At 45.7% G+C, this 25259-nt stretch carries 20 protein-coding genes, 1 tRNA gene and 3 rRNA genes; 21 read left to right on the forward strand and 3 right to left on the reverse strand.

Annotated elements, in window-relative coordinates:
• The first annotated feature begins 85 nt into the window (after positions 1-85).
• The 4 genes from dusB to DMB88_RS00390 all read left to right on the forward strand — a co-directional run bounded on the left by dusB (position 86) and on the right by DMB88_RS00390 (position 5060).
• Complete coding sequence (dusB, locus tag DMB88_RS00375) at positions 86-1105, forward strand: tRNA dihydrouridine synthase DusB (protein WP_056697465.1); 1020 nt, start codon at positions 86-88, stop codon at positions 1103-1105.
• 247 nt (positions 1106-1352) lie between these two features.
• A complete protein-coding gene (gene greA / locus DMB88_RS00380) occupies positions 1353-1829 on the forward strand; it encodes a transcription elongation factor GreA (RefSeq protein WP_056697486.1) in 477 nt (158 codons plus the stop codon).
• 108 nt (positions 1830-1937) lie between these two features.
• Positions 1938-3449: a lysine--tRNA ligase gene (gene lysS / locus DMB88_RS00385; RefSeq protein ID WP_128099783.1), complete on the forward strand. Its 1512-nt coding sequence runs from the start codon at positions 1938-1940 to the stop codon at positions 3447-3449.
• Positions 3450-3680: 231 nt separating this feature from the next.
• Positions 3681-5060, forward strand: coding sequence for a TrkH family potassium uptake protein (locus DMB88_RS00390; protein WP_128099784.1), 1380 nt, complete (start codon positions 3681-3683; stop codon positions 5058-5060).
• A gap of 207 nt (positions 5061-5267) precedes the next feature.
• On the opposite strand, the gene DMB88_RS00395 is transcribed toward DMB88_RS00390, so the two are convergent.
• Positions 5268-5870 carry a TetR/AcrR family transcriptional regulator gene (locus DMB88_RS00395; protein WP_128099785.1) on the reverse strand — a complete coding sequence of 201 codons (603 nt, stop codon included), beginning with the start codon at positions 5868-5870 and terminating at the stop codon, positions 5268-5270.
• Positions 5871-5958: 88 nt separating this feature from the next.
• Between DMB88_RS00395 and DMB88_RS00400 the strand changes: the two genes are divergently transcribed.
• From DMB88_RS00400 to DMB88_RS00470, 17 genes are all read left to right on the forward strand, one after another.
• Positions 5959-6507 (forward strand): hypothetical protein, encoded by a 549-nt coding sequence (locus tag DMB88_RS00400; protein ID WP_128099786.1) that lies wholly within the window; start codon positions 5959-5961, stop codon positions 6505-6507.
• A 555-nt stretch (positions 6508-7062) separates the two neighbouring features.
• Positions 7063-8615: ribosomal RNA gene (locus DMB88_RS00405) — 16S ribosomal RNA — on the forward strand.
• A gap of 307 nt (positions 8616-8922) precedes the next feature.
• Positions 8923-11846 (forward strand): 23S ribosomal RNA (locus DMB88_RS00410).
• 79 nt (positions 11847-11925) lie between these two features.
• Positions 11926-12042: ribosomal RNA gene (gene rrf, locus DMB88_RS00415) — 5S ribosomal RNA — on the forward strand.
• Together the 16S, 23S and 5S rRNA genes form the textbook arrangement of a ribosomal RNA operon.
• A 347-nt stretch (positions 12043-12389) precedes the next feature.
• Positions 12390-13847: an IMP dehydrogenase gene (gene guaB / locus DMB88_RS00420; protein WP_128099787.1), complete on the forward strand. Its 1458-nt coding sequence runs from the start codon at positions 12390-12392 to the stop codon at positions 13845-13847.
• Between the two features lie 455 nt (positions 13848-14302).
• Positions 14303-15655, forward strand: a complete 1353-nt coding sequence (locus tag DMB88_RS00425) for a D-alanyl-D-alanine carboxypeptidase family protein (RefSeq protein WP_174715322.1) — start codon at positions 14303-14305, stop codon at positions 15653-15655.
• A gap of 218 nt (positions 15656-15873) precedes the next feature.
• Entirely contained in the window at positions 15874-16755 is an 882-nt protein-coding gene (gene pdxS, locus DMB88_RS00430; protein WP_056698065.1) for a pyridoxal 5'-phosphate synthase lyase subunit PdxS, read from the forward strand.
• Between the two features lie 17 nt (positions 16756-16772).
• Positions 16773-17363: a pyridoxal 5'-phosphate synthase glutaminase subunit PdxT gene (gene pdxT / locus DMB88_RS00435; RefSeq protein WP_128099789.1), complete on the forward strand. Its 591-nt coding sequence runs from the start codon at positions 16773-16775 to the stop codon at positions 17361-17363.
• Between the two features lie 259 nt (positions 17364-17622).
• Positions 17623-18906, forward strand: coding sequence for a serine--tRNA ligase (gene serS / locus DMB88_RS00440; RefSeq protein ID WP_128099790.1), 1284 nt, complete (start codon positions 17623-17625; stop codon positions 18904-18906).
• Positions 18907-19232: 326 nt separating this feature from the next.
• A tRNA-Ser gene (locus DMB88_RS00445) sits at positions 19233-19321 on the forward strand.
• Between the two features lie 180 nt (positions 19322-19501).
• Complete coding sequence (locus DMB88_RS00450; RefSeq protein ID WP_128099791.1) at positions 19502-19843, forward strand: hypothetical protein; 342 nt, start codon at positions 19502-19504, stop codon at positions 19841-19843.
• A gap of 26 nt (positions 19844-19869) precedes the next feature.
• A complete protein-coding gene (locus DMB88_RS30075; RefSeq protein WP_164848572.1) occupies positions 19870-20046 on the forward strand; it encodes a hypothetical protein in 177 nt (58 codons plus the stop codon).
• Positions 20047-20070: 24 nt separating this feature from the next.
• On the forward strand, positions 20071-20220 hold the full coding sequence (locus tag DMB88_RS00455; RefSeq protein WP_128099792.1) for a small acid-soluble spore protein P: 150 nt from the start codon (positions 20071-20073) through the stop codon (positions 20218-20220).
• 272 nt (positions 20221-20492) lie between these two features.
• Positions 20493-21587: a hypothetical protein gene (locus DMB88_RS00460; protein WP_128099793.1), complete on the forward strand. Its 1095-nt coding sequence runs from the start codon at positions 20493-20495 to the stop codon at positions 21585-21587.
• A 178-nt stretch (positions 21588-21765) separates the two neighbouring features.
• Positions 21766-22638, forward strand: coding sequence for a helix-turn-helix domain-containing protein (locus tag DMB88_RS00465; RefSeq protein WP_128099794.1), 873 nt, complete (start codon positions 21766-21768; stop codon positions 22636-22638).
• Positions 22639-22740: 102 nt separating this feature from the next.
• Positions 22741-23013, forward strand: coding sequence for a hypothetical protein (locus DMB88_RS30620; RefSeq protein ID WP_254438402.1), 273 nt, complete (start codon positions 22741-22743; stop codon positions 23011-23013).
• A 10-nt stretch (positions 23014-23023) separates the two neighbouring features.
• A complete protein-coding gene (locus DMB88_RS00470) occupies positions 23024-23776 on the forward strand; it encodes an ABC transporter substrate-binding protein (RefSeq protein ID WP_254438403.1) in 753 nt (250 codons plus the stop codon).
• A gap of 143 nt (positions 23777-23919) precedes the next feature.
• On the opposite strand, the gene DMB88_RS00475 is transcribed toward DMB88_RS00470, so the two are convergent.
• Positions 23920-24492 carry a GNAT family N-acetyltransferase gene (locus tag DMB88_RS00475; protein ID WP_128099795.1) on the reverse strand — a complete coding sequence of 191 codons (573 nt, stop codon included), beginning with the start codon at positions 24490-24492 and terminating at the stop codon, positions 23920-23922.
• Positions 24493-24527: 35 nt separating this feature from the next.
• Positions 24528-25028, reverse strand: coding sequence for a tRNA adenosine(34) deaminase TadA (gene tadA, locus DMB88_RS00480; RefSeq protein WP_128099796.1), 501 nt, complete (start codon positions 25026-25028; stop codon positions 24528-24530).
• Positions 25029-25259 lie beyond the last annotated feature (231 nt).

A 25259-nucleotide genomic window follows, 5' to 3' on the forward strand; every position in this document is an offset into this window, starting at 1 on the left:
AATACAACCCGGAGTACAAATAACTACAACATTACGGGACTCAAGTAGAGTCCTCTACGGTTTGATGAGGAGTGTAACGACTAACATGCTGAAAATTGGTGGCATTGAAATGAAAAACCAGGTCGTACTTGCGCCGATGGCTGGTGTATGTAATCCGGCTTTTCGTTTGATTGCGAAGGAATTCGGAACAGGCCTCGTATGTGCGGAGATGGTCAGTGGTAAAGCCATCGTGCATGGCAATCAGCGCACACGTGAGATGCTGTTTGTTGATGAGCGTGAGAAACCATTAAGCCTGCAAATCTTTGGAGGCGATCGCGATTCACTTATCGAAGCAGCCAAAATCGTGGACAAAGAAACGAATGCAGACATTATCGACATTAACATGGGCTGTCCTGTGCCTAAAGTGACGAAATGTGATGCAGGTGCAAGATGGTTACTCGATCCAAATAAAATCTACGAAATGGTCTCCGCTGTCGTGGATGCTGTTGAGAAGCCAGTGACGGTTAAGATGAGGATTGGCTGGGATAGTGAGCATATCTTTGCGGTTGAGAATGCACTTGCGATTGAACGTGCTGGAGGTCAAGCGGTAAGTGTGCACGGAAGAACACGGGAGCAGCTCTATACAGGTACGGCGGATTGGTCACACATTAAGGATGTAAAAGAGGCTGTTTCGATCCCGGTAATTGGGAACGGCGATGTATCTTCACCGGAGGATGCCCGCCGTATGTTAGATGAAACAGGATGTGACGGCGTGATGATTGGTCGTGCTGCCTTGGGGAATCCATGGATGTTATACCGTACGATTCAATACTTAAGCACGGGTGAATTACTCCCTGACCCGAATGGCGAGGAGAAGATTCGTGTTGCAATCCTGCATATGGATCGCCTGATTGCATTGAAGAACGAGACGGTTGCTGTACGTGAGATGCGTAAACATCTAGCTTGGTATCTGAAAGGACTGAAAGGTTCCGCTAGGATCAAAGATATCATTATGGAAGGTACCAAACGTGATGAGATGGTGCAAATTTTGGAGGATTTTGTAGGTAGACTGAAGTTGGAAGGTAACCTAGAAACTGAACCCGTTGCAGCAGGTAATGCATCCTAAACTCGGATTGTAAAACGTTTACAGATATAAGGGGCGTAACATTGACTTTTCGAGACCGTTCCCCTATAATTTCACAGTATAAATTCGCCATGTGCGTCATAAGGTTAGTGCATCAGGAGGACGTTCTGTTTCTCCGGAGAACTTCATATAGTTTCTAAGATGTATGTGGGCGGAGCTCTGTGAACAAACGGCATGGATTCCGTTGCCATGCAATCAAATTATTCCCATGACAGGAGAATCGGTTGAGATGAGCGATAAGGAAGTTATCCTTACACCAGAAGGACTCAAGAAGCTGGAAGAAGAACTGGAAACACTAAAATCAGTGAAGCGCCGTGAAGTGGCTGAACGGATCAAAGTAGCCATCGGTTATGGAGATATCAGTGAAAACTCCGAATATGAAGATGCTAAGAATGAACAGGCTTTTATCGAAGGTCGTATCATTACATTGGAGAAATTGCTGCGTAACGCTCGAATCATTAACAGCGACGAGATCGACACAGATGCTGTAAGTATCGGTGCAACCGTTACTGTAGAAGATCTCGAGTTCGGTGATATCACAGAATATACTATTGTAGGAACTGCGGAATCTAATCCGCTTCAGAACAAAATTTCAAACGAAAGCCCTGTTGGTAAAGCAATTTTGGGTAAGAAAAAAGGTACAGTTGTTGATGTGAGCGTACCTGCTGGCGTAATTCAATATAAAATTGTAGATATTAAAAAGTAATGATAGCAATGAAGCAGTAGGACACGAAAGACAAAAGCTTCCTTAGGGAAGCTTTTTCATCATATGAGGGTTACACCTGCAATGTAAATAAGGAGATGAATACAGATCATGACGGATGAAGTCTTGAATCAGGAAACCGAACTTAGCGAGCTTTTGCAAATTCGCCGCGACAAATTGGACGAGCTCCGCAAATTGGGAATTGATCCTTTTGGCCAAAAATACGTGCGTACCGAAGAAGCCGGTTCTATTTTGAAGAAGTATGAAGAACTGACTAAGGAAGAGCTGGAAGAGAAGCAGATCGAAGTCAGTATTGCCGGACGGATTATGGCGAAGCGGGGAATGGGTAAGGCAAGCTTTGCGCATATTCAGGACCTGAGCGGCAGAATCCAGATCTATGTTCGTCAGGATACCGTGGCAGAGGACAAATACGCCGCATTCAGCCTGCTGGATCTCGGTGATATTGTTGGGGTTAGCGGTGTGATCTTCAAAACGAAAACGGGCGAAACTTCCGTTAAAGTGAAAGATCTAGAAGTGCTCTCCAAATCCCTCTATCCGCTACCGGACAAATTCCATGGCCTCACTGATGTAGAGCTGCGTTATCGTCAGCGCTATGTTGATCTAATTATGAGCCCGGATGTGCAACAGACGTTCATTTTACGTTCCAAAATCATTCAGTCCATGCGTCGTTATTTGGACTCTCTGGGATATCTGGAAGTGGAAACACCGACCTTGCATACGATCGCAGGTGGTGCTGCGGCTCGTCCGTTTATCACGCATCACAATGCGCTGGATATGGAATTGTACATGCGGATCGCAATTGAGCTTCACCTGAAACGCCTGATTGTTGGCGGATTGGAGAAAGTGTATGAGATTGGCCGTGTATACCGTAATGAAGGGATGTCGACACGTCACAATCCGGAATTCACGATGATTGAATTGTATGAAGCATATGCTGACTACAAAGATATCATGCATTTGACAGAGAATCTGGTTGCACATATTGCTCAGGAAGTATTGGGTACGCAAGTAATTCAGTATGGAGAGCATGAAGTGAATCTTAAGCCAGAATGGCGCCGGGTTACGATGGTAGATGCGGTTAAAGAAGTGGTGGGTGTAGACTTCTCCGTGCATATGACGGATGAGGAAGCACACAGTTTGGCGAAGGAGCATAACGTTCCGGTGGAGAAGCATATGACATTTGGTCATATTCTGAACGCTTTCTTCGAGCAGTTTGTAGAAGAAACGTTGATTCAGCCAACTTTCATTATGGGACATCCGCTTGAAATTTCGCCACTGGCGAAGAAAAGCGATGTAGATCCACGCTTTACGGATCGCTTCGAGTTGTTCATTGTTGGACGTGAGCATGCGAATGCCTTCACTGAGTTGAATGATCCGATTGACCAGCGTCAGCGTTTTGAAGCACAGATGCTTGAGAAGGAACACGGGAATGATGAGGCACATGAGATGGATGATGACTTCATTCGTGCGCTCGAATATGGTATGCCACCGACAGGTGGACTGGGCATCGGGATTGACCGACTGATCATGTTGCTCACAAACTCACCATCTATTCGGGATGTACTGCTCTTCCCTCATATGCGTCCACGTACACAAGATTAATAGAGGTAGTTCAAAAAGTCTCACCTTCTTGGTACTGAAAACCGCCCTTTTTGAACACACACTAATAAGGAACGTTCTATGCGTTCATAATAGAAGAGGAACCTGCCGTTCAGTTTAAGCTGAGGCAAGTTCCTCTTTAGGTTTACATAGAAGGATCGTTAGAGCGAAGGAAACATCATGATATTTTCTTAGCCTTCATATGAAGATGAAGCTAGCTCTAGCAGGACTTTTATCGCTCAGCATGCTTGTATTTTGTTAAAAGAGGTGCCCTTCATGAAGTTCAGGCTTCACTTCCCTAAATTTCTATCCCCTCCGTTGATTCTGGTTGGTGGTTTTATACTTATCATCTCCATCGGAACAATTTTGCTAATGCTTCCGATCTCTAATCAGAGCGGCGAGCACCTGGCATTCATTGATGCGTTGTTTACGGCTACCTCTGCGGCATGTGTGACCGGACTGGTTGTTGTAGATGTAGGGACAACCTTCAATTTATTTGGTCAGATTATTATTATGGTGCTTATGCAGCTCGGCGGACTGGGCTTTATGACCATTGCTACATTGTTTGCATTGGTTATGGGTAAGCGTATTTCACTTCGGGATAGGTTACTGCTCAAAGAGGCCATTAACGCGGATAGTATGGAAGGTATCGTACGTATCATTCGTAAAGTGCTGATCTTTTCTTTTACCATTGAGGGAGTGGCGGCAGTTATACTGGCACTACGTTGGGCAACAGAGATGCCTGTGATGCAGGCTGTATATTATGGCGTATTTCACTCCGTTTCGTTGTTTAATAATGGTGGGTTTGATCTCTTTGGTAATAGCTTTCAGTATTATACGGGAGACTGGTTGTTCAACCTAACGGCTTCTATTCTTGTTGTCTCGGGTGGACTCGGCTTCGTGGTTCTGAATGATCTATTCGAATATCGCAAACGTCGCCGTTTATCGCTACAGTCCAAGTTGGTGCTATCTGTATCCGGTGCATTGATCGGAATCGGAGCTATTGTCCTATTTATCTTTGAATTCACTAATGGACATACTCTGGCACCGCTGAGTTGGAGCGAGAAGGTATATGCGGCCATATTCCAGTCGGTTTCGACCCGTTCATCTGGCACAAGCACCATTGATATTACAGAGATGAGACAGGCGACGCAGTTCTTCTTCATCCTATTGATGTTTATTGGGGCTTCACCAGGATCAACTGGTGGTGGGATCAAAACGACAACATTTTTAATTATGATCGGTGCCGTATATGCCATGATTCGTGGAAATAAAGATATCGTGTTCTTCCGTCAACGTGTTCCGAAGGAACTGCTTATGCGGGCATTGACCATTATTATGGTTTCCTTAATCATCTTCATGGTCGTTGTCATGCTGTTATTGACGACAGAGGATGCGCCGTTTCTCGCGCTTATGTTTGAGGCTGCCTCGGCAATTGGGACGGTTGGACTTACAGTGGGTGTTACTCATGAGTTAACCGATTGGGGCAAAATCATTATTACATTTACCATGTTTGTTGGCCGTATTGGGCCGTTAACGATTGCTTATGCGCTCCGTCCGCGCAAAGAGAAGAAATTGTACCGTCATCCAGAAGGACGAATCATTATCGGATAATGAAAGAAACCGTCAGACAAGTGGTCTAGCCGTTATTAGGGATAACATGGCTTGTACCAATATGTCTGACGGTATTTTTGGTTTACATGGCAGAATGTATTGAATCATATGATGGTGTGGGAGCATGATTGTTTGATAACACGGGATACAAGGTGCAAGACATAAAAACGAAAGGGCTAAACAAAGTAAGAGCTTGTGAATGGTAACTTACGGCTCTTGTGACCCGCATAAGGAGGCAAGATGCAATGTGAGGACGTCATCCATAACCTTCGCATTCATCGATTCAGGTCTGAGGATGGCGTGAATGCCTAATCCATCGACTAGTGCATACAATCGTTCGATCTCAAGCTCTACGTTTAGGTCTGGGTTTGTTAACCCAAGCTCCATCAGATGAGTAATGACATAAGTAACCATCCGCCGGAGTTCGTTATAGACATTATCCGCAAGCGACTTGAGCGCCGGATCTGTTTTGGATTTTACAGTAAAAGCGAACCATACCTCCATCTCTGCAAACTTCTCGTCTGTATTAGGCAAAAGTTCTAATAATATCTTCTTCATATCCTCCAGTGGAGAACCGGTGAGTGACATCTGATGATATCGGTGTGTAACTCGTTCAGATACCAAATTCATAGCATATAGGAGCAAATCAGATTGCGTAGAGAAGTAATGACGCATTGAACCTGTAGATAGGTTAGCTTCTTTTGCAATATTACGAACAGAGGTGTGCTCCATACCATCCCTGCGTATGACGCGCCATGCCGCTTCGGCAACAAGTAAACGTTGTTTATCGTGATCAACTATTTTAGGCATGTCCTAAGTATATCATTGTTGCTTATTATAATACAATCGTGTTAAATTTTTTTTAGTACAACAGTGATAAAAAAGGGGCGGTGAAACCTTGATTGCTTATTTTATTATAGGGTGTGAGATTGCCTTCTGGGTGTTTGTGGCTGCGGGCTTGAGTGTCCGATATCTACTTGGGATGAAAAGAACGGGAATTGCTCTTCTCATGGCAACACCTATAGTAGATGTATTGTTATTAGTGGCAACGGTCATGGATCTTCAACGTGGAGCAACGGCGAGTACAATTCATGGTATTGCAGCAATCTATATAGGCGTGAGTATAGTGTATGGGCATCGCATGATCGCTTGGGCGGATCGGTACTTTCTCTATTGGTTCAAAGGCGGGGAGAATCCTCGAGGTCAGAAGGTTTATGGCAGGGAGCATGCCAACCGTGAGATTCAGGGATGGTTCAGACATTTAGCCGCTTGGTGTATTGGGTGTTTGTTTCTATATATTATGATTCTGTGGATTGGTGATGCAGATCGCACGGAAGCATTCTCAGGTCTTATAAAAATCTGGGGAATGATATTAGGGATCGACTTTATTATTAGCTTCAGCTATACGTTATGGCCACGCAAGATACCTCTTGAGAAAATGAAGTAACATTTATGATGTGATCTAAAGAGAGGTTCGATAAGCGATTAACCTTATAGAAGACAGATACATCTTCGAACCTCAATACATTTAATACACGTGAAGCTAACTTTGAAAAACAACTGATGTATATTTCTGAGGATAGAGCGGGAGTATAATATCTGTGTTTGTAGAGGGCATTTTAGAGTGGTATGTCTTATTTTAAAAATTTCTTCAAAAAAAGCTTGCGTTCCAGATCTGTACATGGTATATTCTAATTCCGGCCAAGAAAACACGAGAAACACGGTGCGGCAAGCAAATGAAATAAGCTTCGAAAGAAACTTAAAAAAAGAGCTTGCAAAGTTGGTTCGGATGTGATAAGATATAAAAGTTGCTGACGAGAAGTGATGTCGGTGCTGAAATAAGTTTGATCTTTGAAAACTGAACAACGAGTGAGTAACGATCTTGCTTGCAAGATCGACGCTAAGAAATCAGTACATGTCTTCGGACTGGATGATTTCGAAGCACAAATGAGATTTTTAATCTCGTCAGATTCAAAATGAGCTAATCGCTCTTTTCAATACTTTATTGGAGAGTTTGATCCTGGCTCAGGACGAACGCTGGCGGCATGCCTAATACATGCAAGTCGAGCGGACTTGAAGAGAAGCTTGCTTCTCTGATGGTTAGCGGCGGACGGGTGAGTAACACGTAGGCAACCTGCCCTCAAGCTTGGGACAACTACCGGAAACGGTAGCTAATACCGAATACTTGTTTTCTTCGCCTGAAGGAAACTGGAAAGACGGAGCAATCTGTCACTTGAGGATGGGCCTGCGGCGCATTAGCTAGTTGGTGAGGTAACGGCTCACCAAGGCGACGATGCGTAGCCGACCTGAGAGGGTGATCGGCCACACTGGGACTGAGACACGGCCCAGACTCCTACGGGAGGCAGCAGTAGGGAATCTTCCGCAATGGGCGAAAGCCTGACGGAGCAATGCCGCGTGAGTGATGAAGGTTTTCGGATCGTAAAGCTCTGTTGCCAGGGAAGAACGCTTAGGAGAGTAACTGCTCCTGAGGTGACGGTACCTGAGAAGAAAGCCCCGGCTAACTACGTGCCAGCAGCCGCGGTAATACGTAGGGGGCAAGCGTTGTCCGGAATTATTGGGCGTAAAGCGCGCGCAGGCGGTCATTTAAGTCTGGTGTTTAATCCCGGGGCTCAACCCCGGATCGCACTGGAAACTGGGTGACTTGAGTGCAGAAGAGGAGAGTGGAATTCCACGTGTAGCGGTGAAATGCGTAGATATGTGGAGGAACACCAGTGGCGAAGGCGACTCTCTGGGCTGTAACTGACGCTGAGGCGCGAAAGCGTGGGGAGCAAACAGGATTAGATACCCTGGTAGTCCACGCCGTAAACGATGAATGCTAGGTGTTAGGGGTTTCGATACCCTTGGTGCCGAAGTTAACACATTAAGCATTCCGCCTGGGGAGTACGGTCGCAAGACTGAAACTCAAAGGAATTGACGGGGACCCGCACAAGCAGTGGAGTATGTGGTTTAATTCGAAGCAACGCGAAGAACCTTACCAGGTCTTGACATCTGAATGACCGGTACAGAGATGTACCTTTCCTTCGGGACATTCAAGACAGGTGGTGCATGGTTGTCGTCAGCTCGTGTCGTGAGATGTTGGGTTAAGTCCCGCAACGAGCGCAACCCTTATATTTAGTTGCCAGCACTTCGGGTGGGCACTCTAGATAGACTGCCGGTGACAAACCGGAGGAAGGTGGGGATGACGTCAAATCATCATGCCCCTTATGACCTGGGCTACACACGTACTACAATGGCCGGTACAACGGGCTGCGAAACCGCGAGGTGGAGCCAATCCCAACAAAGCCGGTCTCAGTTCGGATTGCAGGCTGCAACTCGCCTGCATGAAGTCGGAATTGCTAGTAATCGCGGATCAGCATGCCGCGGTGAATACGTTCCCGGGTCTTGTACACACCGCCCGTCACACCACGAGAGTTTATAACACCCGAAGTCGGTGGGGTAACCGCAAGGAGCCAGCCGCCGAAGGTGGGATAGATGATTGGGGTGAAGTCGTAACAAGGTAGCCGTATCGGAAGGTGCGGCTGGATCACCTCCTTTCTATGGAGAATCGTTTCCCGTAGCGGAAACATTCAAATATGCAGCTTCGCTGCAAACTACTCACTCGTTGCTCAGTTTTGAGAGCTCAAACTCTCAAACAGCTTGCTTTTGCATGGAGCTTGTTCTTTGAAAACTAGATATCGAAACGAAAGTAAATGCGAATTAGAACATTCCTTTTTAGCTGAACTTGTGTAAACAAGTTTCAATAAAAACGGTAGATTGCTGGAGCGAGTGATCGAAATGGAGCGACTTTTGGATTTGGACGTAGTCCAAACCAAGCGGAGCGACAGTTCGAACACGAGCGAATGGTTAAGCTACTAAGAGCACACGGAGGATGCCTAGGCGCTAGGAGCCGATGAAGGACGTGGCGAACAACGAAACTGCCTCGGGGAGCTGTAAGCAAGCTTTGATCCGGGGGTGTCCGAATGGGGAAACCCAGCTGGGGTAATTTCCAGTTACACCTAACTGAATACATAGGTTAGTGTGAGGCATACCAGGGGAACTGAAACATCTAAGTACCTTGAGGAAGAGAAAACAATAGTGATTCCGTCAGTAGCGGCGAGCGAACGCGGAACAGCCCAAACCAGAGAGCTTGCTCTTTGGGGTTGTGGGACGTCTCACATGGAGTTACAAAGGAACCGGTTAAACGAAGAGGTCTGGAAAGGCCCGCCAAAGAAGGTAAAAGCCCTGTAATTGAAAGTCTGTTCCCTCCGAGACGGATCCCGAGTAGTGCGGGGCACGTGAAACCCCGTATGAATCCGGCAGGACCATCTGCCAAGGCTAAATACTTCCTAGCGACCGATAGTGAAGCAGTACCGTGAGGGAAAGGTGAAAAGCACCCCGGAAGGGGAGTGAAATAGAACCTGAAACCGTGTGCTTACAAAAAGTCAGAGCCCGTTTTAGGGGTGATGGCGTGCCTTTTGTAGAATGAACCGGCGAGTTACGTTCCCGTGCAAGGTTAAGGTGAAGAGCCGGAGCCGCAGCGAAAGCGAGTCTGAATAGGGCGACATAGTACGTGGACGTAGACCCGAAACCGGGTGATCTACCCCTGTCCAGGGTGAAGGTGCGGTAACACGCACTGGAGGCCCGAACCCACGCACGTTGAAAAGTGCGGGGATGAGGTGGGGTAGCGGAGAAATTCCAATCGAACTCGGAGATAGCTGGTTCTCCCCGAAATAGCTTTAGGGCTAGCCTCGGAAAACAGAGTCGTGGAGGTAGAGCACTGATTGGGTGCGGGGCCCGCAAGGGTTACCAAGCTCAGTCAAACTCCGAATGCCATAGACTTACTTCCGGGAGTCAGACAGTGAGTGCTAAGATCCATTGTCAAAAGGGAAACAGCCCAGACCATCAGCTAAGGTCCCCAAGTGTGTGTTAAGTGGGAAAGGATGTGGAGTTGCACAGACAACCAGGATGTTGGCTTAGAAGCAGCCACCATTTAAAGAGTGCGTAATAGCTCACTGGTCGAGTGACTCTGCGCCGAAAATGTAACGGGGCTAAACACACCACCGAAGCTATGGCTTGATGCTTGCATCAGGGGTAGGGGAGCGTTGTATAAGGGTTGAAGGTGTACCGTAAGGAGCGCTGGACATTATACAAGTGAGAATGCCGGTATGAGTAACGAAAAGATCAGTGAGAATCTGATCCGCCGAAAGCCTAAGGGTTCCTGAGGAAGGCTCGTCCACTCAGGGTAAGTCGGGACCTAAGGCGAGGCCGAAAGGCGTAGTCGAAGGACAACAGGTCGAAATTCCTGTACCACCGTAAGCCGTTATGAGCAATGGGGGGACGCAGTAGGGTAGTGACGCAGGCTGATGGATGCCTGTCCAAGCAGTGAGGCTGATGTGTAGGCAAATCCGCACATCGTAAGGCTGGGCTGTGATGGGGAGTGAAAATTACAGTAGCGAAGGTCATGATCTCACACTGCCAAGAAAAGCCTCTAGCCAGGTGATGGTGCCCGTACCGCAAACCGACACAGGTAGGCGAGAAGAGAATTCTAAGGCGCGCGGAAGAACTCTCGTTAAGGAACTCGGCAAAATGACCCCGTAACTTCGGGAGAAGGGGTGCCCCGGTAGTGTGAATAGCACGAGGGGGCCGCAGTGAAAAGGCCCAAGCGACTGTTTAGCAAAAACACAGGTCTGTGCGAAGCCGTAAGGCGAAGTATACGGGCTGACGCCTGCCCGGTGCTGGAAGGTTAAGGGGAGCGGTTAGGAGCAATCCGAAGCTGTGAACCGAAGCCCCAGTAAACGGCGGCCGTAACTATAACGGTCCTAAGGTAGCGAAATTCCTTGTCAGGTAAATTCTGACCCGCACGAATGGCGTAACGACTTGGGCGCTGTCTCAACGAGAGATCCGGTGAAATTTTAATACCTGTGAAGATGCAGGTTACCCGCGACAAGACGGAAAGACCCCATGGAGCTTTACTGCAGCTTGATATTGAATTTGGGTACGATCTGTACAGGATAGGTGGGAGCCTTTGAAGCCGGAGCGCCAGCTTCGGTGGAGGCACCGTTGGGATACCACCCTGATCGTATCTAGGTTCTAACCTGGTACCGTAATCCGGTGCGGGGACAGTGTCAGGTGGGCAGTTTGACTGGGGCGGTCGCCTCCTAAAGAGTAACGGAGGCGCCCAAAGGTTCCCTCAGAATGGTTGGAAATCATTCGAAGAGTGCAAAGGCATAAGGGAGCTTGACTGCGAGACCTACAAGTCGAGCAGGGACGAAAGTCGGGCTTAGTGATCCGGTGGTACCGCATGGAAGGGCCATCGCTCAACGGATAAAAGCTACCCTGGGGATAACAGGCTTATCTCCCCCAAGAGTCCACATCGACGGGGAGGTTTGGCACCTCGATGTCGGCTCATCGCATCCTGGGGCTGAAGTAGGTCCCAAGGGTTGGGCTGTTCGCCCATTAAAGCGGTACGCGAGCTGGGTTCAGAACGTCGTGAGACAGTTCGGTCCCTATCTGTCGTGGGCGTAGGAAATTTGAGAGGAGCTGTCCTTAGTACGAGAGGACCGGGATGGACGTACCGCTGGTGTACCAGTTGTTCCGCCAGGAGCACCGCTGGGTAGCTATGTACGGACGGGATAAGCGCTGAAAGCATCTAAGCGTGAAGCCCCCCTCAAGATGAGATTTCCCAGTATGTAAGACCCCTTGAAGACGACGAGGTAGATAGGCTGGGGGTGGAAGTGCAGTAATGCATGGAGCTGACCAGTACTAATCGGTCGAGGGCTTATCCAATTAGCACGTTTTAAGTCGCAGAACTTTCGTTTCGAATCTAGTTTTCAGAGAACAAATACTCTGAGATGTAAGCTACGCGTTTGGTGGCGATGGCGGAGGGGTTCCACACGTACCCATCCCGAACACGACCGTTAAGCCCTCTAGCGCCGATGGTACTTGGACCGCAGGGTCCTGGGAGAGTAGGACGCCGCCAAGCAAAGAACCACTGCCGATGTTATTCGGTGGTGGTTTTTATTTGTTTATAAACCATTATTAAGTACGGATTATATCCTCAGATAACCTCTATATTCCCCTGTAATATCGCCATTTAAGAGTGAATGGTGTTTTTGTAATACCTATACTTTGTCCACACAAGAAATACACTTGTATGCAACAGGCAGTACACCTGATATAACCATTCACTTTCCCTTGACAGGCTAAATATCGCTTTGCTAAGATGGCAATAATAAATTTTTCAGAAAACGCATTTTCGGCGTAAAATACAGCCTAGGATCTTCGGGTTTTGGACCGTAAAGCTGAGCAAACATAAGGAGGAACACCCGCGTGTGGGAAGATAAATTTGGTAAGGAAGGCTTGACCTTCGACGATGTATTGCTGGTGCCACGGAAATCCGAGACACTACCTAAAGAAGTAGATGTATCTGTACGTTTGAGCGATAGTGTAAAACTGAATATTCCATTGATTAGTGCGGGTATGGATACCGTTACAGAAGCAACATTGGCAATTGCTATTGCTCGTGAAGGCGGGATCGGGATTATTCATAAAAATATGTCTGTTGAGCAACAAGCGGAAGAAGTGGATCGTGTTAAACGCTCGGAAAGCGGCGTAATTACGAACCCATTCTCATTGACAGCGGAACACCTGGTATCTGATGCAGAAGCCGTTATGGCGAAGTACCGTATCTCCGGTGTACCTATCGTTGAGGGTGAGCAGAAGTTGGTCGGTATTCTAACTAACCGTGATTTGCGTTTCATCCACGATTACGGCATCAAAATCAGCGAAGTAATGACTCGTGAGAACCTGGTAACTGCTCCTGTAGGCACTACGCTGCAAGAAGCAGAAGGTATTCTGCAGAAGCATAAAATCGAGAAACTTCCATTGGTAGATGAGTCCAACACTTTGAAGGGTCTCATTACAATTAAAGATATTGAAAAAGCGATTCAATTCCCGAATGCAGCCAAAGATGCGCAAGGTCGTCTGTTGGTGGGTGCGGCAATTGGTATCTCTAAAGACACCTTTGAACGTGCTGATGCACTTGTACAAGCTGGTGTTGATCTAATCACTGTAGACTCCGCTCACGGTCATCACATCAACATCATTGATGCAGTTCGTCAATTGCGCGAGCGTTTCCCGAACCTTACGATTGTAGCAGGTAACGTAGCAACGGGTGAAGCAACACGTGATCTGATTGAAGCAGGGGCTTCGGTAGTAAAAGTAGGTATTGGACCTGGTTCTATCTGTACAACTCGTGTTATTGCAGGTATCGGTGTTCCTCAGGTAACAGCTGTATATGATTGTGCAACTGTAGCACGTGAGTATGGTATTCCGATTATCGCCGATGGTGGTATCAAGTACTCTGGCGAAATCACGAAGGCACTTGCAGCAGGTGCTCATGCGGTTATGCTGGGAAGCTTGTTTGCAGGTACAGAAGAGAGCCCAGGCGAATCCGAGATCTATCAAGGACGTCGCTTCAAAGTATACCGTGGTATGGGTTCAATGAGTGCGATGAAACAAGGAAGTAAGGATCGTTACTTCCAAGATGATGATAAGAAACTTGTTCCAGAAGGAATTGAGGGTCGTGTAGCTTACAAAGGTCCTTTGTCTGATACGATTCATCAACTAATCGGTGGTTTGCGTTCTGGTATGGGTTACTGTGGAACAAGCAGTCTGGATCAGCTTCGTAATGATACACATTTCATCCGGATTACTGGTGCAGGTCTGCGGGAGAGTCATCCACATGATGTACAGATTACAAAAGAGGCACCGAACTACTCGTTGTAATCGGAAGAGAGTAATTATTTCCAAGACAGGCTTGGCGATTTTCGCCGGGTCTGTCTTTTTTTGCGGATACCCCTGTGATAGAATAGAACAAGCGGTGACGATTCTTTAATGGATTAGGGCGTTGCGGCGATTTTTTGACGTGAATCTATGGGAATGATATCTGATCTGATAGGTAAGCATGCATAGGTTGACCCGCTATATAGAAGCGCGGACGTCCATCTACATAAACATGAGAGTTCATGCTGATGAAATGACAGTCAATATTGAAATTCAGGGGCGAGTATATGCTCATTCGATATAGCGCAATAGTACAACGTTACACACGGATTTAACACAGGACGGGGACTAAGAAAATATCGCGGCTCAAGCTGCACTGAAGCATCGAACGGAACGCTTCGGATTTGAAGGGAGTATTCATCTTGAAAGTCAAAACAACAAACAAAAAGAAACGCCAAATGCTCAAAAAAAGCGTTGCCTCGGTGATGCTGATTAATATGTTATGCCTGTCTGCGGTAATGCCTGTCATGGCTGCTGCGAACGGCTCAGGACAAGTCCTTACGGCAGCAGCAACGACGACAAAAACTGAAAAAACAGTTAAAATTCCAGGCGTCGATGACTTAGGGCTTGAAGTTAAGAATGCTGTACTGATGGAAGCATCCACAGGTCAGATCCTTCTTTCTGTTAATGCAGACGAAGCAAAGCCACCTGCCAGTATGACGAAGATGATGACAGAGTACATTGTTGCTGAAGAAGTGAAGCAAGGCAGACTCAGCTGGGATGACGTTGTTACCGTTAAAGAGAATGCAGCGAAAAGCATTGGCTCGCGAATCTTCCTAGCAGAAGGGGATCAGCATACGGTTAAGGAGCTCTATATCGCGATGGCGGTTGGATCGGCCAATGATGCTACCGTTGCTTTGGCTGAACGTGTTGCCGGCTCTGAAGAAGCATTTGTTAAAATGATGAATGATGAAGCAAAACGTATGGGAATGAAGGATACTTACTTCATTAACTCCACAGGACTTGATCGCGCTGATATGCCTGCAAAATTCCGTCCTGCTGAAGATAAAGAAACGATGATGTCAGCAATTGATGCAGCGATTCTCTGCAGATATATTATTTTGGATCACCCGGATTACAAAGACTTCACAACTATTCAATCCTATAAATTCCGTCCAAATGATAAAGCACCAATTATCAACTATAACTGGATGTTGGAAGAGAATAAAAATATAACCAACTTCAAAAGCTATGCCTATGAAGGTCTGGATGGAATGAAAACAGGCCACACCACAAACGCAGGAAACAACTTTACTGGTACAGCTGAGCGTGATGGTATGCGCCTGATCAGTGTAGTCATGGGTACAACATCGGAATCCGCACGTTTCAAAGAAACAAAGAAGGTACTGGATTTCGGGTTTAACAACTTCGAAGTCAAACAGGCTGTTGCTGCTAAAACAAAAGTGACCGGTTGGGAATCTGTTCCTCTGAAAAAAGGTGCAGAAACAACGGTACCTGTTGTTACAGATAATGCTGTAAGTTTTGTTGTTCCGAAAGGAACGCAAGATCTGAAAGTAACGTTTAAAGCGAACATTACTGAAGCAGACAAGTTAGTTGCTCCAATTAAAGCAGGAACTAAAGTTGGAACGGTAACTTATAGCTACAAAGCGGATGGTATTGAGCCGCAGGAGAAAACAGTGAATCTAATTACCGCAGAAGAAGCAGAGAAGGGCGGCTGGTTCCGTCTATTCTTCCGTGCTGTGAAGGACTTCTTCGTTGATCTGTTCGATGGGATCAAAAACTTGTTCTAGTTTTTTCCTGAAATCAAGTTCGTGTTTTTTTTACCGTGACAAATTGCAAGTAATTCCGACTGGATGCATTGTATATTTACAATTTTTCCGGTAAAATATCAAGTTAGAATTCTACGTATGAATCAGTAAAAAAGTCTAAATGTTCTTCTGCCCTGGTATGGTGAATTCACATTCACTATTGGGGTAAGAGCAGCACATACATTACGGGGGCTTGGAATATGGAAACAGGAACATCGCGCGTTAAAAGAGGTATGGCTGAAATGCAAAAAGGTGGCGTCATCATGGACGTTATGAATGCAGAGCAAGCTAAAATCGCTGAAGCAGCAGGTGCTACGGCGGTTATGGCTTTAGAACGTGTTCCTTCTGATATTCGTGCGGCTGGTGGAGTGGCTCGTATGGCGGATCCAACTATTGTTGAAGAAGTTATGAAGGTTGTGACTATTCCAGTCATGGCAAAAGCTCGGATTGGACACTATGTTGAAGCCAAAGTTCTAGAATCACTCGGGGTAGACTATCTGGATGAGAGTGAAGTGTTGACTCCAGCGGATGAAGTATTCCATATCGATAAGCATGAGTTCACAGTACCTTTTGTATGTGGGGCTAAAGACCTTGGGGAAGCATTGCGCCGTATTGGTGAAGGAGCTTCCATGATTCGTACGAAAGGTGAACCGGGAACAGGAAATATCGTTGAAGCTGTTCGTCATATGCGTTTCATTAACAGCCAGATTCGCAAAGTTACGAACATGTCCAAGGATGAGTTGTATGCTGAAGCGAAGAATCTGGGTGTTGCCTATGAGCTGTTGCTCGATGTACATGAGAACGGTAAGCTGCCGGTGGTTAACTTTGCAGCGGGTGGTGTAGCTACTCCTGCGGATGCAGCACTTATGATGCATCTGGGAGCTGATGGCGTATTCGTAGGTTCAGGGATTTTCAAATCCGACAGCCCTGAGAAATTCGCTCGTGCCATCGTAGAAGCAACAACGCACTACACGGATTACAAACTGATTGCTGAAGTTTCCAAAAACCTCGGAGCACCAATGAAAGGTATCGAGATTTCCAAGCTTTCGCCTTCTGAGCGTATGCAGGATCGCGGCTGGTAAGAGAAGGGGAATTGCAGATGAAGATCGGCGTTTTAGCACTTCAGGGCGCAGTAACGGAGCATATTCGTAGTGTTGAGCAAGCTGGGGCAGAGGGAGTGGCCATCAAACACATCGAGCAGCTGGATGAGTTGGATGGGCTGATCCTCCCTGGCGGTGAGAGCACGACAATTGGTAAACTGATGCGCAAATATGGCTTTATGGAAGCTATTCGTGAATTTGCAGCAGCAGGAAAACCGGTGTTTGGTACATGCGCGGGGTTGATTGTAATGGCCAAGCATATTGTAGGTCAGGAAGAAGCACATTTGGAACTGATGGATATGACCGTATCCCGTAATGCTTTTGGACGGCAGAGAGAGAGCTTTGAGACGGATTTGCCAGTCAAGGGTATTGAGGAAACGGTGAGAGCTGTATTCATTCGGGCTCCTCTGATTGAAAGCGTAGGAGAACAGGTTGAAGTTCTTTCCACATACAAGGATGAAATTGTAACAGCACGTCAGGGTCATTTGCTGGCTTGTTCTTATCATCCTGAATTGACGGACGACTATCGCTTGCATGCTTACTTTGTAGACATGGCTCGGTCATATAAGGCGTCTGTACAGAATCTATAGCAACGATGAACAACCTATGATTGCCCGGAAACGGATCGCTCCTATAATCACTCTACAGAGTGAGTGTAGGGGTTGCATCTAATCGGATGCCTGATGTTGCCCGTATCTGCTTCCAAAGCGGGAATCGCAGCATAGGGCATCTTCCGAGGTTCATGGGTTGTTTTTAGTGTTAACGAATGGTGAAAGATACAGGCTCACAAAGAACTACTGATCTACATATCAGAATCTACATTTGTGGGGCTATTAGGAGGGGTAATCGATGCTTGATGTGAAGATATTGCGGAATGAGTACGCACGTGTAGAAGAAGCACTAACGAATCGCGGCAAATCACTGGATCTCATTGCTGGATTCACCGAAATGGATACCAAACGCAGAGAACTGCTGCAAGAGAATGAAACGTTAAAAGGTCGCCGAAACACAGTATCAGGAGAAGTAGCTCGCCTGAAGAAAAACCGGGAGAACGCAGACGACCTGATCGTTGAGATGCGTGAGGTTTCCGATCGAATCAAAGCTATGGATGAAGAGGTTCGTGAATTGGAAGCGAAGATTAATGAGCTGACGATGGCGATTCCTAACATTCCGAATGAGAGTGTGCCCGTTGGGGCATCTGAAGAAGACAATGTGGAGATTCGTCGTTACGCAGAACCCAAATCATTTTCTTTCACACCAAAAGCCCACTGGGAAATTGCTCAGGATCTCGATATACTTGATTTTGAAGCAGCCGCTAAGGTAACAGGTTCCCGTTTTACGTTTTACAAAGGACTTGGTGCTCGTCTGGAGCGAGCTCTGATTAACTTCATGATGGATCTGCACAGTGATCAGCATGGATATGAAGAGATCCTGCCTCCTTATATCGTAAACCGCGATAGTCTATTTGGTACAGGACAACTGCCTAAGTTTGAAGAAGACTTGTTCAAGCTGAAAGATACAGAGTATTACCTGATTCCAACGGCTGAAGTTCCGGTAACGAACTATCATCGCGAAGAGATTCTGAACCTGGATCAGCTTCCTAAACACTTTGTTGCATACAGCTCATGTTTCCGTTCAGAAGCAGGTTCGGCTGGACGCGATACGCGTGGTCTGATTCGTCAGCATCAGTTCAATAAAGTAGAATTGTTGAAACTCTCTTCTCCAGAGACTTCTTATGAAGAATTGGAGAAAATGACTCAGAACGCAGAACGTGTATTGCAATTGTTAGAACTGCCCTACCGTGTTCTGACATTGTGCACAGCTGATATGGGCTTCACGTCAGCGAAAACCTATGATATTGAAGTATGGTTGCCGGAAAGTGACACATATCGTGAAATCTCTTCATGCTCTAACTGTGAGGATTTCCAAGCACGTCGGGCCAATATTCGTTTCCGTAGAGAAGCAAAAGCGAAGCCGGAGTTTGTACACACATTGAACGGTTCAGGGCTTGCGGTTGGACGTACAGTAGCTGCGATCCTGGAGAACTATCAACAGGAAGATGGCACGGTCGTAATTCCAGAGGTTCTTCGTCCTTATATGGGTGGAATCAGTGTCATTGCACGTCGTGCATAGTACATTGCCTGTAATATATTCTAAAGCGTGAGATCAGATCAAAATCACGAATGAAAATGAACCCGTCATCTAGGATGGCGGGTTCTATTTTTAATTGAACCAGAGCCAACCCTTTTATAACTTTACTGTAAGTTGGATACTTGGGGCTCAAATAGACCAAAATAGAAGGACTAGTTTCGATCTGCATCGTGCTTTAATTGAAGCAGGCAAATGATCATATAATGAATTTAAATAAAATTTTAAAAATATTGTTTAAAAAGCTTGCTATAATGCACATGTTTATGGTATGATGTTTCTCGTGGCAAGTTTATAAAATATTTTTTCCTGGAGAGGTACCGAAGCGGTCATAACGGGGCGGTCTTGAAAACCGTTAGGGGGCAACTCCACGTGGGTTCGAATCCCACCCTCTCCGCCATATACGTTAATAACAAGGATTTGAGCTGATGCTCAAGTCCTTTTTTGATTTTTTTTATAAGGAAACTGGCAATGCCAACCGGTTAGCGATAAGTGTAGCATAACTGGTGCGAAACCAAGCAGGGGCGAGATGCATAAAAACATCTTCATCGCCGCACTTTATAGAAGTGGAGGTGGTAAGATGAACCGCGAGTTAAACATTAATCAGTCAGAGCTTGTAGGAGCATGGCAAGAGCGTTTACCCGAAGTCCTGAATGTTGGCGATCAAGCACAAGTGATGGCAGACGAGGCCGATCAACAGGCCATTCGTATTCACATTGCGACTGCTGGACATCAGATGTACTCCTTTGACTTCAAATGCGCTTATGTGGATTCTCGGGAGGTCAATGTACAGTTAGTCGATGTGGAACGGGATGGACAGTCGACGGATGAGCGAACCGAGCCGATTCAGGAGCTTGCTCACGATTACACGCGGCATATTCATGAATGTGCCCAATCGTTACAATCTAGAACCAGACCATAACCCTAAACGGGGAAGGAGTGATTCGAGTGAGCAAAGCCAAAGCGGGAGTGGACAAAAATCTACAAAATGTAGCTGAAGACCTTGAGCAAACGGCTGTCAACAGCCACCATGCCCAGCAGATTCAGCAGGATGTGAATGATCGTCGACATCAAGATTCACTGAATCATGATAAAACGGAAGACATGAATCCATCTCATTCCTAATTTTAAAAGGGGGAACAGAACACCATGAGCAAACCTAAAGCTGTCCCTGTACCGGAGGCACAACCTAAGCAGCATAGGCAACCTTCTAAGGGGTCTTCCATGCAAGAGCCATTATCGGGTTCCAAAAAAGTAAAAAACCAAAATCATGTCGATCACCTGAACCCAGAGGGTTAAACATGCTACAGGCGTAATAGACCTGTACTCCTCAATACAATCAATAGACAACACCAAAAAAGTCCGGTGGGTAAAAGCCGGATTTTTTTGCGTATTCGTACATATCTAGCCTTTGTGAACCGTTACCATTGAAATCTGACATAGGTCTTTGTAGCCAATTTGCAGAAGAAAGATCACAAATTTCCCAAATCGTGTTTCCGTTTCAGAATAAATGGTATATCATTAATGTTGAATTATTTTTTTTAGGGGTTATCACGAGAGGAGAGAAACAAATGAAGAAACGCATGGGGGCGCTTCTGCTTACAATGTTGTTGACTGTGTCTATGGCCTTAACAGCATGCGGTACGAAGCAAGAACCAAAAGAGGCATTGAAGACGGCTGCGTCCAACGCTTCTAAACTAACTTCGTATGAAATGAGTTCCAACTTTACAATTAATGATCTGAGCTATAAACCTGGAACGGAGTCACAAGGTGATCCTACCATGACTCAGTTTATGAGCATGTTGAAAGACGCTCAGTTGAACGTGACAGGCGTTTACCAAAGTGAGCCTATGCAAACAGAAATGACGCTTGGCATTGAGCTCAAAGGTGATATGGGCATGACGTTCAATATCCCAATGGTTATGACAGCAGAGAAGCTCTATGTTAAGGTGCCAAATGTTCCATTCTTCCCTATTCCAGAAACGATCGTTAACAAGTTTGTTGAGATCGACTTGAAGGAACTGGCTGAACAAGAAGGAACAGAGTTCAATCCGCAAGCTATGGATGCTGCAAAAACACAGAAGCTCAGCAACGAAGTGATGGATGCGGTATTGGGTGAGTATGATCAAGAAAAATTCTTCAAAAACATTGCTGTAAAAGATGCAGCACTTCCTGAAGAAGTAGATGCTAAACAAGTTGTGCAATTCTCCGTTACGAATGACAATGTAAAAGAAGCAGTTACGGTATTGGTAACGAAAGCATTGCCTAAAGTAATGGATATCGTGTCCAAAGAAGAATATCGCGAAATGCTGCAATTGAGCCAAGAGGATATTGATAGAGCGAAGGAAGATCTGAAGATCACTGAGGCTGATCAAGCTGAAATGTCCAAAGATCTGGATAAATTGAAAGAAACGCTGACAATCAATAAATTCAACATTGACTTTGCCTTGGATAAACAGGACTTCCCGGTTTATCAGAAATTGGATGCTGATCTGTTGATCAAACAACCAGATACGAAGGATGAAGTTAAATTGGCCTTCACAGGTTCGAACACGTACACTAAAATCAACGAAAAACCAGAGTTTAAAATTAACATTCCAACTGGTGATAACGTGATTACAATGCAAGAGCTCGAAGAACTGATGAATTCTTCTTACGGTTACTAATACCAACGTAACCCCACCGCAAGACCGTCTATATTCAAACGGAGGAACATTCTCCGCTTTGAACATGGGCGGTTTTTTGCATGAAATGAATGTAACACGCTATACAACGGATACATGGGAATATAAACTTTAGATAGTATAAGAGAAAAGTTCGTCAGACGTACAGGAGGAGTTATAAATGATAAAACTGGATGATGAGCAGCTAGCACTCGAATTTGTTGAGCATCCGGTTCATGTCTATGGGGTTTATCGCACAATATTGGAAGCAGACAAGCTCTATGGAGGACATCGAGAGAAAAAAACAGAGAAGCGAGCATTACTACTTGTGCTTCGTGGGCAAGCTGAATTTCGTTTCACAAATACAGAGGGAGAACTGTTTCTAATCCACTTGTATCCCGGCAAGGTAATTATGGGTGGCGAAAATATGCATTTAGAGATCCAGGTCAGTGACGAGGACTTTGAATATGTATTAATTCATTATTTACCTACGCTAGTTGTGGAAGGTGGGACTACATCTATTACATCCTCTGCTGTGCATGAGCTTCAGATGAACTTGAATGACCCAGAAGTAAGGATCCAAGGAGAACTTATGCTTGCAATCTTGAACGTTGCATCCAAACCTGGATATATGGATCAGTTAGAAAAACAGACGTTATTTTATCAATTGCTCATCTCCGTATTTCGAGGGGCAAGGAATGCACGGAATCAGGAGAATGGCAAATGGATGTATGCTGCTCAGGAGTTTATTCATGCTCAATATTCCGAGCCGCTTACACTTGGCGAACTGGCAACCCAATTTGATATGAAGCCTAAATACTTCTCGCATTTATTTCAGAAATACACTGGAATGGGACCGATGCGTTACTTGATGCATTATCGTTTGAACCGTGCACAAGAATTACTTGAAATGGGGAGTTACACCGTACGGGAAGTGGCTGTTAAAGTAGGGTATGCCGATCCATACTATTTCAGCAGAGTGTTTAAATTGCACAAGGGGATTGCACCTTCAGAAGTGAGAAAGATTATGGGACATGGAAACAATCCATCCTGAATCGGACAGTATCCATTGTGTAGGTGAGTTTCACTGATATAATTGATTGATAATGATAATTGTTATCATAAATTTGCAAGTTATATTGGAGGAACTTTCGAAATGCACAGAATGGGGTATAAAGGTTGGGTCTTGGTTGTCGCATTATTTTGTTTTGTTTTACTGATGGCCGCATGCTCGGCAGCACCGAAGACAGAACAAAGTCAAAGCAATATAGAGCAGAGCACCGCTACAAACGGTGAAGGGGCAGACGAGGCAGCAACGTCCACAGAGACGGGAACTGATACGTACCCGCGTACGATCCAGACGGCTCGGGGGATATGGAAATTGAGCAGCAACCGAAAAAAATTGCACTGGCTCACTGGGGCTAAGTGATGATCTGCTAGTGTTCGATCTCGATTCCGTTGCAATTACACTCCCGTTTACAGAAGAACAATCCTTATTAAAGAGTGATATTTATAAGCCATATGTAGAGGGAATAAGCAATCTTGAGGTTGTTGGTGAGAATACACAGGTTAATCTAGAGGCATTGCTCGCTTATGAACCAGATTTGATTATAGCAGGTAATGTAACGAATAAGGACATCCTGGAACAGTTAGATCAGATTGCGCCCACGGTTGTTGTGGATGAGGAAAAACAGGATGTATTCAAAGAATGGCGTGCGGTTATTACCGAATTTGGACAAATTTTAGGGCAAGAAGATACAGCTAAAGCCTATACCGACGATTTTGAACAAAAGCTAGTTGAAGGCAAGAACAAGCTACAATCTGTTGAGGGTAGTGTTGCCTTCCTGCAGATCCGGGAGAAACAGGCCTATCTTCAATCCGCTGAATATATCACTGAGTACTACGAAGGGCTAGGGCTTACGCCTCCAGCAACAGAGGCTGCGGGTGAGCTCACTTTGGAGGGTATTGCGAAGCTCGACCCTGACTATCTTATTTTAGGATACTTCAACATGGAAGATTCGTCTTTACCCGCGGTAACGGATGAGTGGGAAAAAAGCGAGGTATGGAAAGGGCTAAAAGCCGTGAAGAATGGTCAAGTCTACAAAATAAATGGACAGGTTGCCTTCGGTTTTGGACCAGTTAGCAAAACATATGGAGTAGAGACCATAATAGAGAGCCTACAAGCAAAATAAGGTTCGAATTAAAGTGCAAATTAAAGTACGATAACGAAAAAACCGCGCCACTCCCTTCTTTGGGGGTGATGCGGTTTTCTTGTATCGCTCCATTTTTTCGGGGATCGGGTTATTGAGTGCGCCCCTATTTTACTGGTGAGTGATTAGTCTGATGCTTGTCCGTGTAGATCATCGAAGAGTACGGCATAGATCTGATGGTCTTGATATAGCCCATTAATCTTAAGATATTTACGTGCAATACCTTCTGCTTGAAAGCCGTTTTTCTCAAGCACACGTTGCGATCCTGTATTAGAAGGTAAAATGGCAGCTTGTACACGGTTGAGCTTCAGAGCGCGAAATGCGTAGGCTACAGCCAATTTCACAGCCGCAGTCATTCGTCCACCGCCCTGATAGTCGGGGTGGATGAAGTAACCCATATCTGCATAGTTGGCGACACCGTGAACAACGTTGTTTAGGCTAACTTGACCAATGAGAGTACCATCCTGAATCGTATAGATTCCGAACTGATACCCGGTTCCTTCTTCAGAAGCCTTCATTCGATCCTGAATACGTCTAGTCTGAGCCTCCAGCGTATAGAACTCATCCTCTCGTATAGGCTCTACAGATTGATAGGGAATGCGTGTAATCTGAATGAGATCTAGATAAGCTTGTGTATCTTCTAATGTTAATAAACGCAGGCTGATACCGTTCGGTGTGTCGTATAGTGTCAGTGCCATAATTACATTGCACATCCTTTCAGAATGAATGAAGTCTATTTTTTACGTAAACGTCGGAAAAATTGAGTGAGCATCGTGGAGCATTCAGGCTGGAGTACATCTGGGATGACATCTGTTCGATGATTGAAACGGGGCTCCTGCAACAGATTCATCAATGTTCCTGCACATCCTGCCTTTGGATCAGCTGTGCCATAGATTACACGTGGAACGCGTGATTGTACGATCGCACCCGCACACATAGGGCAAGGCTCAAGCGTAACGTATAGACTGCAATCTAGCAGTCGCCAAGCTCCAAGCGTTTCACTGGCCTGACGAATAGCGACCATTTCTGCATGGGCTGTCGAATCCAGTGTTGTTTCACGTAGGTTGTATCCACGCCCGACGATCCGGTTATTCTGCACGATGACAGCCCCAATAGGGACTTCCCCAAGTGCCTCCGCTTTTTGTGCCTCAGCAATGGCTTCCCGCATCCAGTACTCGTGCCTAGCATCTTCTGGAAGGTGGGAAAGATCAATATGGGAGGAAATATCATTCATTACAGTTAAAAGCTCCTTTCAAAAACGCTTATTCAGCGAACGCATATTCGGTTTGTTAACATGTTGTGTATAAGTCTGTGGATAACTACGAAGTTGCTCACATAGTTATAAACATACTATCCACAACCCTGTGGATTTGTGTACAGTTTTTGTGACTTATTTAATTGTAGACATGGAAAAATCGAAAAAACAATAAATTTCGAGCTTTTCAGCCAAACGGTAACTTTTGGG

The organism is Paenibacillus sp. DCT19 (genome assembly GCF_003268635.1).
GTDB lineage: Bacteria > Bacillota > Bacilli > Paenibacillales > Paenibacillaceae > Paenibacillus.

Coding starts and splice junctions, on each gene's coding strand:
- dusB (WP_056697465.1), top strand. CDS start 86: ATGCTGAAAATTGGTGGCATTGAAATGAAAAACCAGGTCGTACTTGCG.
- DMB88_RS00450 (WP_128099791.1), top strand. CDS start 19,502: ATGAACCGCGAGTTAAACATTAATCAGTCAGAGCTTGTAGGAGCATGG.
- tadA (WP_128099796.1), bottom strand. CDS start 25,028: ATGAATGATATTTCCTCCCATATTGATCTTTCCCACCTTCCAGAAGAT.
- DMB88_RS00395 (WP_128099785.1), bottom strand. CDS start 5,870: ATGCCTAAAATAGTTGATCACGATAAACAACGTTTACTTGTTGCCGAA.
- DMB88_RS00460 (WP_128099793.1), top strand. CDS start 20,493: ATGAAGAAACGCATGGGGGCGCTTCTGCTTACAATGTTGTTGACTGTG.
- DMB88_RS00465 (WP_128099794.1), top strand. CDS start 21,766: ATGATAAAACTGGATGATGAGCAGCTAGCACTCGAATTTGTTGAGCAT.
- pdxT (WP_128099789.1), top strand. CDS start 16,773: ATGAAGATCGGCGTTTTAGCACTTCAGGGCGCAGTAACGGAGCATATT.
- DMB88_RS00455 (WP_128099792.1), top strand. CDS start 20,071: ATGAGCAAACCTAAAGCTGTCCCTGTACCGGAGGCACAACCTAAGCAG.
- DMB88_RS30620 (WP_254438402.1), top strand. CDS start 22,741: ATGCACAGAATGGGGTATAAAGGTTGGGTCTTGGTTGTCGCATTATTT.
- pdxS (WP_056698065.1), top strand. CDS start 15,874: ATGGAAACAGGAACATCGCGCGTTAAAAGAGGTATGGCTGAAATGCAA.
- lysS (WP_128099783.1), top strand. CDS start 1,938: ATGACGGATGAAGTCTTGAATCAGGAAACCGAACTTAGCGAGCTTTTG.
- DMB88_RS00475 (WP_128099795.1), bottom strand. CDS start 24,492: ATGGCACTGACACTATACGACACACCGAACGGTATCAGCCTGCGTTTA.
- serS (WP_128099790.1), top strand. CDS start 17,623: ATGCTTGATGTGAAGATATTGCGGAATGAGTACGCACGTGTAGAAGAA.
- DMB88_RS00425 (WP_174715322.1), top strand. CDS start 14,303: ATGCTCAAAAAAAGCGTTGCCTCGGTGATGCTGATTAATATGTTATGC.
- greA (WP_056697486.1), top strand. CDS start 1,353: ATGAGCGATAAGGAAGTTATCCTTACACCAGAAGGACTCAAGAAGCTG.